This is a genomic window from Streptomyces sp. SID12488, assembly GCF_010548275.1.
Lineage (GTDB): Bacteria > Actinomycetota > Actinomycetes > Streptomycetales > Streptomycetaceae > Streptomyces.
The window spans coordinates 57,573-71,099 of record NZ_JAAGLT010000018.1 but is presented as its reverse complement, the minus strand read 5'-3'; the positions used below and the strand labels follow the sequence as shown (position 1 = coordinate 71,099).

The 13,527-nt window shown below is 71.5% G+C and carries 11 protein-coding genes; 4 read left to right on the top strand and 7 right to left on the bottom strand.

Features of this window, described 5'->3' with window-relative positions; all coding sequences use genetic code 11:
- Positions 1-4: 4 nt before the first annotated feature.
- The 4 genes from G3I56_RS25485 to rsmH all read right to left on the bottom strand — a co-directional run bounded on the left by G3I56_RS25485 (position 5) and on the right by rsmH (position 5,265).
- Positions 5-1,594: a UDP-N-acetylmuramoyl-L-alanyl-D-glutamate--2,6-diaminopimelate ligase gene (locus tag G3I56_RS25485; protein WP_343240051.1), complete on the bottom strand. Its 1,590-nt coding sequence runs from the start codon at positions 1,592-1,594 to the stop codon at positions 5-7.
- A gap of 141 nt (positions 1,595-1,735) precedes the next feature.
- Complete coding sequence (locus tag G3I56_RS25480) at positions 1,736-3,688, bottom strand: penicillin-binding protein 2 (RefSeq protein WP_343240050.1); 1,953 nt, start codon at positions 3,686-3,688, stop codon at positions 1,736-1,738.
- Between the two features lie 5 nt (positions 3,689-3,693).
- Positions 3,694-4,287: a hypothetical protein gene (locus G3I56_RS25475; protein ID WP_164412753.1), complete on the bottom strand. Its 594-nt coding sequence runs from the start codon at positions 4,285-4,287 to the stop codon at positions 3,694-3,696.
- 21 nt (positions 4,288-4,308) lie between these two features.
- A complete protein-coding gene (rsmH, locus tag G3I56_RS25470) occupies positions 4,309-5,265 on the bottom strand; it encodes a 16S rRNA (cytosine(1402)-N(4))-methyltransferase RsmH (RefSeq protein ID WP_164412751.1) in 957 nt (318 codons plus the stop codon).
- Positions 5,266-5,652: 387 nt separating this feature from the next.
- Here rsmH and G3I56_RS25465 point away from each other — a divergent pair, with 387 nt between their 5' ends.
- From G3I56_RS25465 to G3I56_RS25450, 4 genes are all read left to right on the top strand, one after another.
- Complete coding sequence (locus G3I56_RS25465) at positions 5,653-6,201, top strand: carbonic anhydrase (RefSeq protein ID WP_164412749.1); 549 nt, start codon at positions 5,653-5,655, stop codon at positions 6,199-6,201.
- A 250-nt stretch (positions 6,202-6,451) separates the two neighbouring features.
- The gene (locus tag G3I56_RS25460; RefSeq protein WP_164412747.1) at positions 6,452-7,489 is read left to right on the top strand and encodes a MoxR family ATPase; all 1,038 of its coding nucleotides are present in this window, start codon (positions 6,452-6,454) and stop codon (positions 7,487-7,489) included.
- Positions 7,486-8,850: a DUF58 domain-containing protein gene (locus G3I56_RS25455; RefSeq protein WP_164412745.1), complete on the top strand. Its 1,365-nt coding sequence runs from the start codon at positions 7,486-7,488 to the stop codon at positions 8,848-8,850. Before G3I56_RS25460 ends, G3I56_RS25455 begins: the two co-directional genes overlap by 4 nt.
- Positions 8,847-11,246 carry a DUF3488 and transglutaminase-like domain-containing protein gene (locus G3I56_RS25450; RefSeq protein WP_164412743.1) on the top strand — a complete coding sequence of 800 codons (2,400 nt, stop codon included), beginning with the start codon at positions 8,847-8,849 and terminating at the stop codon, positions 11,244-11,246. The genes G3I56_RS25455 and G3I56_RS25450 overlap by 4 nt, the downstream gene beginning before the upstream one ends.
- Positions 11,247-11,351: 105 nt before the next feature.
- On the opposite strand, the gene G3I56_RS25445 is transcribed toward G3I56_RS25450, so the two are convergent.
- From G3I56_RS25445 to G3I56_RS25435, 3 genes are all read right to left on the bottom strand, one after another.
- Positions 11,352-11,762 carry a DUF3040 domain-containing protein gene (locus tag G3I56_RS25445; RefSeq protein ID WP_164412741.1) on the bottom strand — a complete coding sequence of 137 codons (411 nt, stop codon included), beginning with the start codon at positions 11,760-11,762 and terminating at the stop codon, positions 11,352-11,354.
- 276 nt (positions 11,763-12,038) lie between these two features.
- Positions 12,039-12,809, bottom strand: a complete 771-nt coding sequence (locus G3I56_RS25440) for a methyltransferase (RefSeq protein WP_164412739.1) — start codon at positions 12,807-12,809, stop codon at positions 12,039-12,041.
- A 133-nt stretch (positions 12,810-12,942) separates the two neighbouring features.
- Positions 12,943-13,479: an SAV_6107 family HEPN domain-containing protein gene (locus G3I56_RS25435; RefSeq protein WP_164412737.1), complete on the bottom strand. Its 537-nt coding sequence runs from the start codon at positions 13,477-13,479 to the stop codon at positions 12,943-12,945.
- Positions 13,480-13,527: the final 48 nt, after the last annotated feature.

The window sequence follows — 13,527 nt, the reverse complement described above, 5'->3', positions numbered from 1 at the left end:
AAGTTCATCCCTGGGTCTTCTGGATAGCTTCGCGAAGCACCTGGCGGTCGTCGAACGGACGGACCACCCCGGCGATGTCCTGGCCCTGCTCGTGGCCCTTGCCCGCGACCAGCACGGTGTCCCCGGGCCGCGCGCGGGCCACGGCGGCGGTGATGGCCGCGGCCCGGTCCTCGAACACCTGGACCTCGCCGCGCTCGTGGGCCGGCACAGAGGCCGCGCCTTCGAGCATGGCCGCGAGGATCGCGAGGGGGTCCTCGGAGCGGGGGTTGTCGGAGGTCAGTACGGCGGTGTCGGCGAGCCGGGCCACGGCGGCGCCCATGGGCGCGCGCTTGGTCGTGTCCCGGTCCCCGCCGCAGCCGAGCACCACGTGCAGGCTGCCCTCGGTGACCTTGCGCAGCGCGCGCAGCACCGATTCGACGGCGTCCGTCTTGTGCGCGTAGTCGACGACCGCGAGATACGGCTGGCCCACGTCCACCCGCTCCAGGCGCCCCGGCACTCCCGGTACGGCGGCGATGCCGTCGGCGGCGGCCTGCGGGGCGAATCCGGCCTCGGCGAGGGCGACGATCGCGGCGAGGGTGTTGGCGACGTTGAAGGTGCCCGCGAGCGGCGACCTGGCGCTGATCCGCTGGTCCTTGGGGCCGGCCGCCGTGAACGTCGAGTCCATCGGGCCGACCTGGACGTTCTCGGCGCGCCAGTCGGCGTCCGGGTGGCCCTCGGCGGAGAAGGTGATGACCGGGACGGTGGCCTCCCTGGCGAGCCGCCGGCCGTAGGCGTCGTCGTGGTTGACGACCCCGAGTTTGCTGCGTTCGGGAGTGAACAGCCGCGCCTTGGCCTGGAAGTAGTCCTCCATGCCGGAGTGGAACTCCATGTGTTCCGGGCTGAGGTTGGTGAACACGGCGATGTCGAAGACGCAGCCGTCGACCCGGCCGAGGATCAGCGCATGGCTGGAGACCTCCATGGCGACCGCCTCGACCCCGCGCTCGCGCATCACCGCGAACAGGGCCTGGAGGTCGGTGGCCTCGGGCGTGGTGCGTTCGGACTTGATGCGCTCGTCGCCGATGCGCGTCTCGACCGTGCCGATCAGCCCGGTGGCCCGCTCCGTCCGGAGGCCGCCCTCGACGAGGTACGCGGTGGTGGTCTTGCCGGAGGTGCCGGTGATCCCGATCTGGAGCAGATCGCGCCCCGGACGGCCGTAGATCGTGGCCGCCAGTTCGCCCATCCGCGCGCGCGGGTCGTCGGCCACCAGCACCGGAAGCCCGGTGGCGGCGGCTCGTTCGGCGCCGGTGGGGTCGGTCAGCACGGCGGCCGCGCCGAGTCCCGCGGCCTGGGTCACGAAGTCGGCGCCGTGCAGCCGGGCCCCCGGGAGGGCGGCGTACAGGTCGCCGGGACGGACGGCGCGCGAGTCGTGGGTGATGCCCGTGACCGCGACGATCACGTCCTGCGCGGTGTCCTGCGGGGCCGGGGGCTGTGGGGCACCCAGCTGGCCGACCAGTTCCGCGAGGGGTGTGGCGGAGACGTGAACCGGCCTCGGCGGTCCCGGATATGTCACAGGAACGCCCTTCTGGGTGGATTGGTACTGATCGGCGTCTGGCACGGCGGTGAGCGTACCGGGCGCACCCCCGGACGGGCGAAGTGAGGGCACGGCCGGGGCGTGCGCCGGGGCGCTGCGCCCCGGGTCGGGAGAGTCGGGAGAGATCGTGTTCACGAGCTGATTCCTGGCTGGTTTCCGTGCTGGTCAGGGCGTGAAGGACACGGGGAGATTCGCGGCCTTGGCCCCGGTGGGCGGCACCTGAAGGGTCTTCAGGGCGAACTCCATGACCTCCTTGTAGATGGGGCCACAGATCTGACCTCCGAAGTAACTGCCCTTGGTGGCGTTCTGGATGGCGCAGTAGACGGTGATGCGGGGGCTGTCCGCGGGCGCGAACCCGGCGAACGACGAGGTGTATCCGTGGTAACGGCCGGTGGCCGGATCCACACGGTTGGCGGTACCCGTCTTGCCCGCCACCCGGTAGCCGGGAATACGCGCCTTGGCGCCGGTGCCCTCCTCGTCGTCCACGACGGACTCCAGCATCCTGGCGAGGGTCTTCGCCGTCTTCTCACTGACGACCCGGGTCCTCTTCGGTTCGGCGACGGGCGTGAACCGGCCGTCGGCGCCCTTGGTGCCCCGGATCACGGTGGGCTCCACGCGGACGCCGCCGTTGGCGATCGTCGAGTAGACGGAGGCCGCCTGCAGCGCGTTGAGGGACACACCCTGGCCGAAGGGGATCGTGAACTGCTGGGAGGTCGACCACTGGTCGGGCGGCGCGAGGATGCCCTTGGTCTCGCCGGGGAAGTCGAGCCCGGTGTAGCTGCCGAGGCCGAACTTGCGCAGGTAGGAGTAGAGGACCTGGTTGGACTGCGCCTGTGTCTTGCCGAGTTGGCCGGTGGCCAGGATGGTGCCGATGTTGCTGGACTTGGCGAGCACGCCGTTGAGGGTGAGGTACCAGGTCGGGTGGTCGATGTCGTCCTTGAAGAGCCGGTCGCCCCGGTGCAGCCGGTTGGGCACGACAACATGCGTCGCGGGCGTGGCGACGTTCTCCTCGAGTACGGCGGCCATCGACATGACCTTGGCGGTGGAGCCGGGCTCGTAGGCGTCCTGGAGGGACGCGTTGCCCAGTGCGTCCGGGTTCGCCCTGGTGAGGTCGTTGGGGTCGAAGCCGGGCGAGTTGGCCATGGCCAGGATCTGGCCGGTCCGGGTGTCCTGCACTATCACGTACCCGCGGTCCGCCTTCGACTTCTTCACCTGCTCGGTGATGGCGTTCTGCGCGGCCCACTGGATGTCGCGGTCGATGGTCAGTTCGACGTCGGAACCGGGCACCGCGGGCGTCTCGGTGGAGTCGGCGGTGGGCACCTGCCGTCCTCCTGACTGTGCGTACCGGATCTCGCCGTCCTGTCCGGCCAGTTCGCCGTTCAGCTGCTGTTCGAGGCCGCCGCCGCCCTTGCCGTCGGCGCTGACCCAGCCCAGCAGTCCGGCGGCGAGTCCGCCGTTCGGATAGACACGCTTGCTCGCGGGCACGGCCAGCACACCGGCGAGGACGTTGACGGTGTCCGGGTCGGTTCCGGACTTGGTGGCCAGGGTGGACTTCAGGTCCTTGATCTGCGTCCACACCTGAGGGGTCTGACGGTGCGCGAGCAGCGTGTAGCGCGTGTCCGGCGCCTTCAGCTTCTCGGCGATGCCGGCCGCGTCCTGCCCGAGGATCGGCGCGAGGAGAGCGGCGGCCTGCTCGGGGGCGTCGCCCAGCTTCGTGCTCTTCGGCGTGAACATCGACGGGTCGGCGGTGATGTCGTACGCGTCCACGCTGGTCGCCAGTTCGACGCCGTCACGGTCGGTGATCTCGCCGCGTTCGGCGGCCAGGGTGCGGCCGACGTACCGGTTCTGCTCGGCCTTGGCGGCGTACTCGCTCGCGTCGACGGCCTGCACCTGGAGCAGCCGTACGACGAAGGCGATCATCACCAGGGCCAGCGTGAGGCTGATCATGCGCAGCCGGGGCCGGGGGCTGCCGAGCCGGATGACCTTGGGCCCGGCGGGACGGCGAGGGGTGGGGCGGCGGGCGGGGCGGGCGCCGGGGCCCGGACGCCGGGCGGGGCCGGGGCGGCCGGACCTGGCCGGGGCGGGCACGCGACGGCGCGGAGGTTCCCTGTCGGACACTTCCGTCACCTGCCGGGGGTCGTGGAGGGGAGGGTGGGGGTGGGGGTGGGGGTGCGACTGGGAGTGACCGCAGGGGCCTGCTCCGCCGACGCCGGGGCGGAGGGGACCGGTGTGAGCGTCGCCTCAGGGGTGACAGTGGGCGTCGGTGTGGAAGTGGGGGTGGCAGCGGGCGCGGGCGCCGGCTCGGGGACGTTCACCTCTGGCGGTACCACCGCCGGGATCCGCAGCAACGCCGGTTCCGCGGCGCCGGGGACACCCCTGACGGTGCCGTCGGGGCCCAGGAAGGCCGGGTCGCCGCCGGGCACCATGCCGAGTTCCCTGGCCCGGCGCTGGAGGGCGTCGGGCGCGGCGTAGGCGTCCACGTCCCGCTGGAGCGCCTGTTCCTCGTCGGTGAGGCTCTTGGTGTCCTTCTGGAGGTCGTCGAGACGGAACCCTCCTTCGCTGAGCGCGGAGTTCAGCACGAGGAGCCCGATGAGGCCGCCGCCCAGCAGGAAGACGACGAGCAGGACAAAGGGGGCACGGGCGGGCTGCCCCGGTCCCGTGGGGAAGAGCCGGGCCAGCCGGGCGGCCCGGCCCTTGAGTTCGGGATTCCTACTCACCCGCGGTTCCCTCCGTACAGCTCACTCGGCGTCCTCCCTGATGCGCTGGGCCCCGCGCAGTCGCGCCGGGGCGGCTCGCCGGTTCTCGGCGATCTCTTCCTCGGTGGGAAGTTCGGCACCACGGGTGAGCAGCTTGAGCCGCGGCTGGTAACGCTCGGGCACGACCGGCAGTCCGGGGGGCGCGGTGTTGGCCGCGCCGGCCGCGAACACCTGCTTGACCAGCCGGTCCTCAAGCGAGTGGTACGACAGGACGGCGATCCGGCCGCCGACGGCGAGGGCCTTCACCGCGGCCGGGATCGCCCGTTCCAGAACGGTCAGTTCACCGTTGACCTCGATGCGCAGCGCCTGGAAGGTCCGCTTGGCGGGGTTGCCGCCGGTTCGCTTGGCGGCCTGCGGCAACGAGTCGCGGATAAGTTCGACCAGCCGGGCGCTGTTCGTGAACGGCTCCTTGTCGCGCTCGCGCACGACCGCGGAGACGATCCGCTTGGCCTGCTTCTCCTCGCCGTACGCCCGGAGGATCCGGACGAGTTCGCCCGGCGGGTAGGTGTTGAGGACCTCGGCGGCGCCGATGCCGGTCGTCTGGTCCATGCGCATGTCGAGCGGCGCGTCCTGGGCGTAGGCGAACCCCCGGTCGGCCTCGTCGAGTTGCATGGAGGAGACACCGAGGTCGAAGAGGACACCGTCGACCCTCGACAGGCCCAGCCGGTCGAGTACGTCGGGCAGTTCGTCGTACACCGCGTGCACCAGGTCGGCCCGCTCACCGAAGGGGGCGAGCCGCTCCCCGGAGAGGCGCAGTGCCTCCTTGTCGCGGTCGAGGGCGACCAGCCGGGCCTCGGGGAAACGGGCGAGCAACGCCTCGCTGTGGCCGCCGAGACCGAGGGTGCAGTCGACGACGACGGCTCCGGGCCGCTCCAGTGCGGGGGCCAACAGGTCCAGGCACCGCTGGAGCATCACCGGGACATGTCGACTCTGGCTCAAGGGGCCCTCTCAGGTCCGGCACGGCCGACACGCACCGCCGGGTCCCCGCCCGCTCGGAGAAGGGGAGGCCCGCCGGCGCCGGAAGCGTCAGCCGACCGGGAGCGGGAGGAGGCCGAGCCGTACGTACGCGCCGCGCACGCGGGGGATGTCAATCCAGCAGGGAGTCTCGGCTCCCGCTTCGCGTCACTTTAGTCCACGGTGTCACGCGGTCAATCAACCGGCCTGCGCGTCGTGCACCTTGGCCCGGCAAGCCGCAAATCACGCATAATCACTCGTACGGGTACACTCGCACCACCCGTGTGGGTTACCTCACAACAACACTCATTGATGTTCTTTGTCCCCTCTCACAGCAGGCCCGCGACGGGCGTGACCAGTACCGTCATGCTTATGACGACTTCCGCATCAGTTCCCACCGGACCCGAAGGCGCCATAACCACCGACGGCACCGTCATCGACCGTCTCGTGGAGGCCAACGGGGAGTACGCCGCCGCTTTCACCGACCCGGGGATGGACGCCCGCCCCGTACTCCAGGTGGCGGTCGTGGCCTGCATGGACGCCCGCCTCGATCTGCATGCCGCGCTCGGTCTGGAGCTCGGCGACTGCCACACCATCCGCAATGCGGGCGGTGCCGTCACCGACGACGTGATCCGCTCCCTGACCATCAGCCAGCGGGCGCTCGGCACGCGCAGCGTCATACTCATCCACCACACCGGCTGCGGCCTGGAGTCCCTCACGGAGGACTTCCGGCAGGAGCTGGAGGCCGAGGTCGGCCAGCGCCCCGCCTGGTCCGTGGAGGCCTTCCGGGACGTCGACCAGGACGTACGCCAGTCGATGCAGCGCGTGCGCACCAACCCGTTCCTGTTGCACACCGACGACGTCCGCGGCTTCGTCTTCGACGTGAAGTCGGGCCTGCTGCGCGAGATCGATCCCGCTTAACCGAACCGGACCGCGCATCCGTACGTATGTCTCTACGAAATTTACCCTTCACTTCAGCGCCGAAAAGGCCTGAAAATCAGACATACCCCTGCCAGTTATCCACAGGCGAGTGACACGAACCGGTAACGGCAACAAGAATGCGGGTGTGACGTCACGCGGGGCTTTCCCCGCGTGGTGTCCGTGTTTCGGGGTGGGCCGGTCCTCATCGCAGAGCGTCGGCCCGGAGAAAGAACGGGCCTAGGAGGGCCGTGTGACGACCTATGACGATCGAGCTAGCCTCACTGATCTGACCGCCACCGCGGAGCGAGTCCGCAGTTCGGTGGAGGGAGTGATCGAGGGCAAGCCTGAGGTCGTACGGCTTTCGCTGACCGTGCTGCTCGCCGAGGGGCATCTTCTGATCGAGGATGTTCCCGGCGTCGGCAAGACCATGCTGGCGAAGACGCTGGCCAAGTCCATCGACTGTTCCGTGCGGCGCATTCAGTTCACGCCGGACCTGCTGCCCTCGGACATCACGGGTGTGTCCATCTGGGACCAGCAGCGCCGCGACTTCGAGTTCAAACCAGGGGCGATCTTCGCGCAGATCGTGATCGGCGACGAGATCAACCGCGCGTCGCCGAAGACCCAGTCCGCGCTCCTGGAGTCCATGGAGGAGCGCCAGGTCACCATCGACGGGCAGACCTACGAACTGCCCAGCCCCTTCATGGTGGTGGCCACCCAGAACCCGGTCGAGATGGAGGGCACCTACCCGCTCCCCGAGGCGCAGCGCGACCGCTTCATGGCCCGTGTCTCCATCGGCTACCCGAGCCCGGAGGCCGAGCTGCAGATGCTGGACACGCACGGCGGCGTCTCACCGCTGGACGACCTCCAGCCGGTGGCCCACGCGCACGACATCGTGAAGCTCGTCGAGGCCGTCCGCAACGTCCATGTCGCGGACTCGGTCCGGCGGTACGCGGTGGACCTGGTCGGCGCCACGCGCACGCATCCCGACCTCAGACTCGGCGCGTCGCCGCGCGCCACGCTGCATCTGCTGCGTGCCGCGAGGGCGTCCGCCGCCCTGAGCGGCCGGGAGTACGCACTGCCGGACGACATCCAGGCTCTCGCCGTGGCCGTCCTGTCCCACCGCCTGCTGCCCACCGCCCAGGCCCAGCTGAACCGCCGCACCTCCGAGCAGGTCGTCCAGGACATCCTCCAGCGCACCCCGGTGCCCGCGGCGCCCCAGCAGCAGAGCGGCTTCGGCATGGGCCGCTCCGCGCCCGACTTCGGCCAGCCGCCCCGGAGGCTTGGATGAGCTCAGGGGTGCCCGGACACCCGGAGGACGACCAGGGCGACAAGGGCGGGGTGCGCACGGCACTGGCCGGTCTCACCACCCGCGGGCGCTCCTTCCTGGCCGCCGGGATCGCCGCCGCCATCTGCGCGTACGTCCTGGGGCAGGGCGATCTGCTCCGGGTGGGCCTGCTGCTCTCCGTACTGCCGCTGGTCTGCGCGACCGTCCTGTACCGCACGCGCTACCGGGTGGCCGGCAGCCGCCGGCTGTCCCCCGCGCGCGTGCCCGCCGCCGCCGAGGCCCGCGTCCATCTCCGGATGGACAACGTCTCGCGGCTGCCCACGGGCCTGCTGATGCTTCAGGACCGGGTGCCGTACGTACTCGGTCCGCGCCCCCGTTTCGTCCTGGACCGGGTGGAGGCGGGCGGGCGCCGCGAGGTGTCCTACCGTGTCCGCTCCGACCTGCGGGGCCGCTATCCGCTGGGCCCGCTCCAGCTGCGGCTGACCGACCCGTTCGGCATGTGCGAGCTGACCCGCTCCTTCTCGACGCACGACACCCTGACGGTGATCCCGCGCGTGGAGGCACTGCCGCCGGTACGGCTCACCGGCGAGGCCAAGGGGTACGGCGACGGGCGGCAGCGCTCACTGGCGCTGGCCGGGGAGGACGACGCGATCCCGCGCGGCTACCGCTACGGCGACGACCTGCGCCGCGTACATTGGCGCTCCACCGCCCGCTACGGCGAGTTGATGGTGCGGCGCGAGGAGCAGCCGCAGCGGGCCCGCTGCACGGTGCTCCTGGACACCCGGGGCATCGCCTATCTGGGCGCGGGTCCGGACTCGGCCTTCGAATGGGCCGTCTCGGGCGCCGCCTCCATCCTGGTCCACATGCTCGAACGGGGATTTTCCGTACGGCTGTTGACAGACACGGGCAACTCCGTGCCGGACGCGGGCGCCGAGGGTTTCGCGGGCGCCAGCTACGAGTCGGCGGACGCGGCCGGCATGATGATGGACACGCTCGCAGTGATCGACCACTCTGACGGCACGGACATCTCCCGAGCGTACGACGCGCTGCGCGGCGGCGGTGAGGGGATGCTGATGGCCTTCTTCGGCGACCTCGACGAGGAGCAGACCACGGTGGCCGCGAAGATGCGGCAGCGCAGCGGCGGGGCGGTCGCCTTCGTGCTGGACAGTGAGACCTGGGTACGGGAACCCACCGACGCGCCGGGTCCGCTGGACCCGGGCGAGGAGTCGCTGCGGATGCTTCGCGAGTCGGGCTGGACGGTGGTGCGGGTGCCGCGAGGCGTCGCGATGAGCGACGTGTGGCGCCAGGCCGACCGGGACCGTTCCGGTCTCGGCGCGGTCAGTGGCAGGGAGGGACGGTCATGAGCGGGCGCGCACGACTGGCGCTGTGCGCCTGGGCGGCCACCATGCTGACGGCGTGTGCCCTGCTGCCGCTGGTCGAGGACGTGAGCTGGCTCCTGCAGGTGACCCTCCTACTGGGCATGCAGACGATCGTCGGCGCAGGGGCCCGGCGGATGCCACTGGCCTGGCCGCTGACGGTCGCGGCGCAGCTCCTCGTCACGCTCCTCCTGCTGACCCTGGTCTTCGTCCGGGAGCAGGCCTTCTTCGGCCTGATTCCCGGTCCCGACGCCATCCAGCAGTTCGGCACGCTGCTTCAGAGCGGCACGGACGACGTCGGGCGGTACGCGATCCCGGCGCCCCTGTCCGACGGCATACGGCTGATGGTGGTCGGCGGTGTCCTGCTGATCGGGCTCGCGGTGGACACCCTCGCGGTGACGTTCCGCAGCGCGGCCCCGGCCGGCCTGCCGCTGCTCGCGCTGTACTCGGTCGCCGCAGGGCTGGCCGACGGCAGCGGCGCCTGGGTGTGGTTCCTGCTCGCCGCAGCGGGTTATCTGATGCTGCTCCTGGCCGAGGGCCGGGACCGGCTCTCCCAGTGGGGCCGGGTCTTCGGCGGCGCGCCGCGCTCCCCAGGCGAGCAGTCGACCGGTGGCGTGCTCGCCCCCGTACGCACGGGACGCCGTATCGGCGCGGTGGCGCTGGGCGTCGCCATCGTGGTGCCGCTCGCGCTGCCCTCGCTCGACGGCGGGCTGCTGAACGTCCTGCCCAGCCGTGTGGGCTCGGGCGAAGGCGGCACGATCTCCGCCGTCAACCCGCTGGTGTCGCTGCGCGACAACCTGAACCAGGACGAGGACCGCCAGGTCATGTCCGTGCGCAACAGCAGCGAGGACACCCAGGACCTGTATCTGCGGATCGTCTCGCTCGACTCCTTCGACGGCACCGCGTGGAAGCCTTCCCAACGGCGCATCGAGGACGTACCGAAGTCGTTCCCGAACCCGCTGGGCCTGAGGGCGGACGTGCGGCGCACCGAGGTCACGACCACCATCGCGGCGGCGGACTGGTACGCCCAGGACTGGCTGCCGATGCCGTACCCCGCGACCGGTGTGAAGATCAACGGCAACTGGCGCTTCGAGCCGGTGGGCCGCACCCTCGTCGGTGACCACGGCCAGAACACGCGCGGCGCGCGATACACGGTGACGAGCCTGGATGTGCAGCCGACCGCGCAGCAGCTCGCCGAGGCGCCGGATCCGGATCCGGCAGTGGTGCGCGAGTTCACACAGGTCCCTGAGTCGCTGCCGACGATCGTGTCGCGCACCGCGCGCGAAGTCACCGCCGGTTCGGCCAACGCCTACGAGCAGGCGGTCAAGCTCCAGGACTGGTTCTCGGTGAGCGGCGGCTTCCGGTACGACACACAGGTGCAGGCCGGCAGCGGCTCCAACGCGATCGCGCGGTTCCTGAGGGACAAGGAGGGCTTCTGCGTCCACTTCTCCTTCGCGATGGCCTCGATGGCCCGCACGCTGGGCATTCCGGCCCGGGTCGCGGTGGGCTTCGCGCCGGGCACCCCGCAGCCGGACGGCACGGTCTCGGTGGGGCTGCGTGACGCGCACGCCTGGCCGGAGCTGTACTTCGAGGGCGTCGGCTGGACCCGCTTCGAGCCGACCCCGACCCGTGGTTCGGTGCCCGAGTACACGCAGTCCCAGGCGCCGGGCAGCCAGATCCCGAACCCGGACGTGCCGTCCCAGAACGCCTCCGTGGCGCCCTCCGACTCCGCCTCGGCGAGCGAGACCTGCACGGCGGCGCAGCGACGGCTGGACGGCGGGTGCGCGAGCGAGTCCCCGCAGGCCGCGCTGGGCCAGGGCGACAAGGATGGCTGGTGGTGGTTTGGCGACCTGATGATGTGGACGCTCGCCGTGCTCGCCGTGTTCGCGGTCCTGTTGACGCCGTTGCTGTGGCGGCAGCGGATCCGGGCCGTACGGCTCGGCGCACACGGCCGCGGTGGCGGGGACGTGGCGGTCCACACGCTGTCGGTCTGGCAGGAACTGACCGACAGCGCCTGGGACTTCGGGATCAGACCGGAGGAATCCCAGACACCTCGCAAGGCGGCTGCCCGGATCGTGCGTCTCGGCAATCTCGATCCGGCGGCGGCGGCCTCCGTGCACCGGGTGGCGAACGCCGTGGAACAGGTCCTGTACGCGCCGAATCCGCACCCGACGGCGGGACTCGCGGAGGATGTGCGCCGGGTGACCGACGCCCTGCGCACCACGGCGAGCCGGGGCACGGAGCTGCTTGCGACGTTCATCCCGCGTTCGAACGTACGGTCGCTGTGGGCGATGGGGGCGCGCTGGACCGCGCTCAGCGAGCGTGTCCGGGCGGCCCGGCCGACCCGGCCGGCCCTGCGCAAGCCCTGGGGCCAGCACGGCTGACGGCACGACAGCAGGACATGCCGGTGGCCCGGAACCCTGGAGGGTTCCGGGCCACCGGCGTTTCACGTCTGGCGGTCGCCACGCGGGCAACCGCGGTCCTACGGGCTACTGGCCGCCCTGTTGTTCGTCACGGCGACGCTGCCAGCGCTCCTCGATGCGATCCATCACGGAGCGCCGCTGCCGGCCCTGTCGGCGAGCGTGCGGAGCCCCGGGGGCGGCACCCGCGGCGGGCTGTTCGCCCGGCTTGGGGGCCTTGCGCCAACCCGTCACGGCCAGTACCGCACAGCCCAGCATGACGAGGAATCCCACCACGCTCAGCCAGATCTGCACTGTGACCATTCCGGCCATGAGGAGCGCGATACCTACGAGGAAGCCCGCGACCGCCTGGTAGACCCGTCGCCGGGTGTACGTGCGCAGCCCGCTTCCTTCAAGCGCTGTCGCGAACTTGGGATCTTCGGCGTACAGCGCTCGCTCCATCTGCTCGAGCATTCGCTGCTCGTGCTCCGAGAGCGGCACGGAGTCCTCCTCATTCGTGCAGTCGCCGGGGCGACCGGGGGTCCCCTTCAGGATAGGCAGGGAATCGCCCCCGTGAAACCCGCCCCTCTACGCCAATTGGCAACCGGAATCCGCCATGGCGGTCCCGGCTCACTGAGGCGTTCATTCCCCAGCAACCGGCCCGTCATGCAGAGCGGTCTCCCTCGATCATACGGCTCCGGGCGGCCGATCGGGGGGCCTGTGGCGTACTCCATCTGCGGCCGAGCCCCTGATCAGCGGTCCACCACAGGAGGTGGCTCAGACCTTGGTGGCACCCGGAGTCTCGCCGAGCACATGAAGCTGGGTGGCTACGGAGTGGAAGGCGGGCTGCTCGGCCGCCGCTGCCTCCAGCTTCAACAGCGCGTCCAGGGCGCCCGGCTCGGTGTCCACGAGGACGCCGGGGACCAGGTCGGCGAAGATCCGCACGCCGTGCACGGCGCCCACACGCAGGCCCGCGCCCTCGACGAGCCCGGTGAGCTGTTCGGCGGTGAACCGGTGGGGAACGGGGTCACTCTCGCCCCATCGGCCGTCCGGGTCGTCGAGCGCCCGCTTGGCCTCCTTGAAGTGCCCGGCGAGGGCTCGCGCGAGCACGGCGCCGCCGAGTCCGGCGGCGAGCAGGCTGAGGACGCCCTCGGAGCGCAGGGCGGCCACCACGTTGCGGACGCCCTCGGCGGGGTCGTCCACGTACTCCAGGACGCCGTGGCAGAGCACCGCGTCGTAGCCGCCTCGCTCGACCACGTCGAAGAGGCCGTGCGCGTCGCCCTGGACACCCCGGACACGGTCGGCGACGCCGGCCTCGGCGGCCCGGCGCTCCAGCGCGAACAACGCGTTGGGGCTCGGGTCGACGACGGTGACGCGGTGGCCGAGGCGGGCGACGGGCACGGCGAAGTTGCCGCTGCCGCCGCCGGTGTCGAGGACGTCCAGCGCTTCACGCCCCGCGGCTTTGACACGGCGCTCCAGGGCGTCCGAGACGACTTCCCAGACCACTGCGGTACGGAGGGAGGATCGGGGACGCGTAGGGTCCGGCACGGCTGGTGACTCCTCGGCGCGGCACCGCCTCTTGCGCGGCGGAGCGAACGGGGTGCCTTCCCGGCCCGGTGGGCTGCGGAAAGACGCGGCTTCTCCACCTTATTGCCTCCCGTGACATGGCCGGTCATCCGTCTCAGCTCGCGTCCGGGGGCATGTCCGGGTCCTGGCGCGGCTGTGGAAGCACCGGCTGGAGGACGAGCATCCGCTCGACGAGGCGCAGGAACATCGCCACGTCGCGTATCAGGTCGTCGGCGTCGCGGCTGCTGGCCGCGCCCTGGATGCCGGCCTCGGCGCGGGCCCGGCGGCGGGCGCCGGAGGCGAACAGCACGCTCCACTCGGCGAGTTCGGGCGCTATCTCGGGGAGCACCTCCCAGGCGCTGCGGATGCGTGCCCGGCGCCTGGGTGTGGGTTCGGGGCGGCCCCGGGCGGCGAGCACCGCGGCGGCGGTGCGCAGGGCGGCGAGGTGGGCGGTGGCGTACCGCTCGTTCGCGGTCTCCAGGGCGGCCGACTCGTCGAGTCCGGCGCGGGCCTGGGCGAGCAGGTCGAGGGCTGCGGGCGGGGCCGTGGCCCGGCGGAGCACCGGGTGCACGTCTCCCGCCGGACCGGTCAGTGAGGGGGCAGGGCCGAGGGCGCGGCGCCGAGGGGCGGCGGCTGCGTTCGAGTTGGCCATGACGAACCTCCTGTCGTCTGGGTGACGGCACGCCCCGACAGGAGGTGC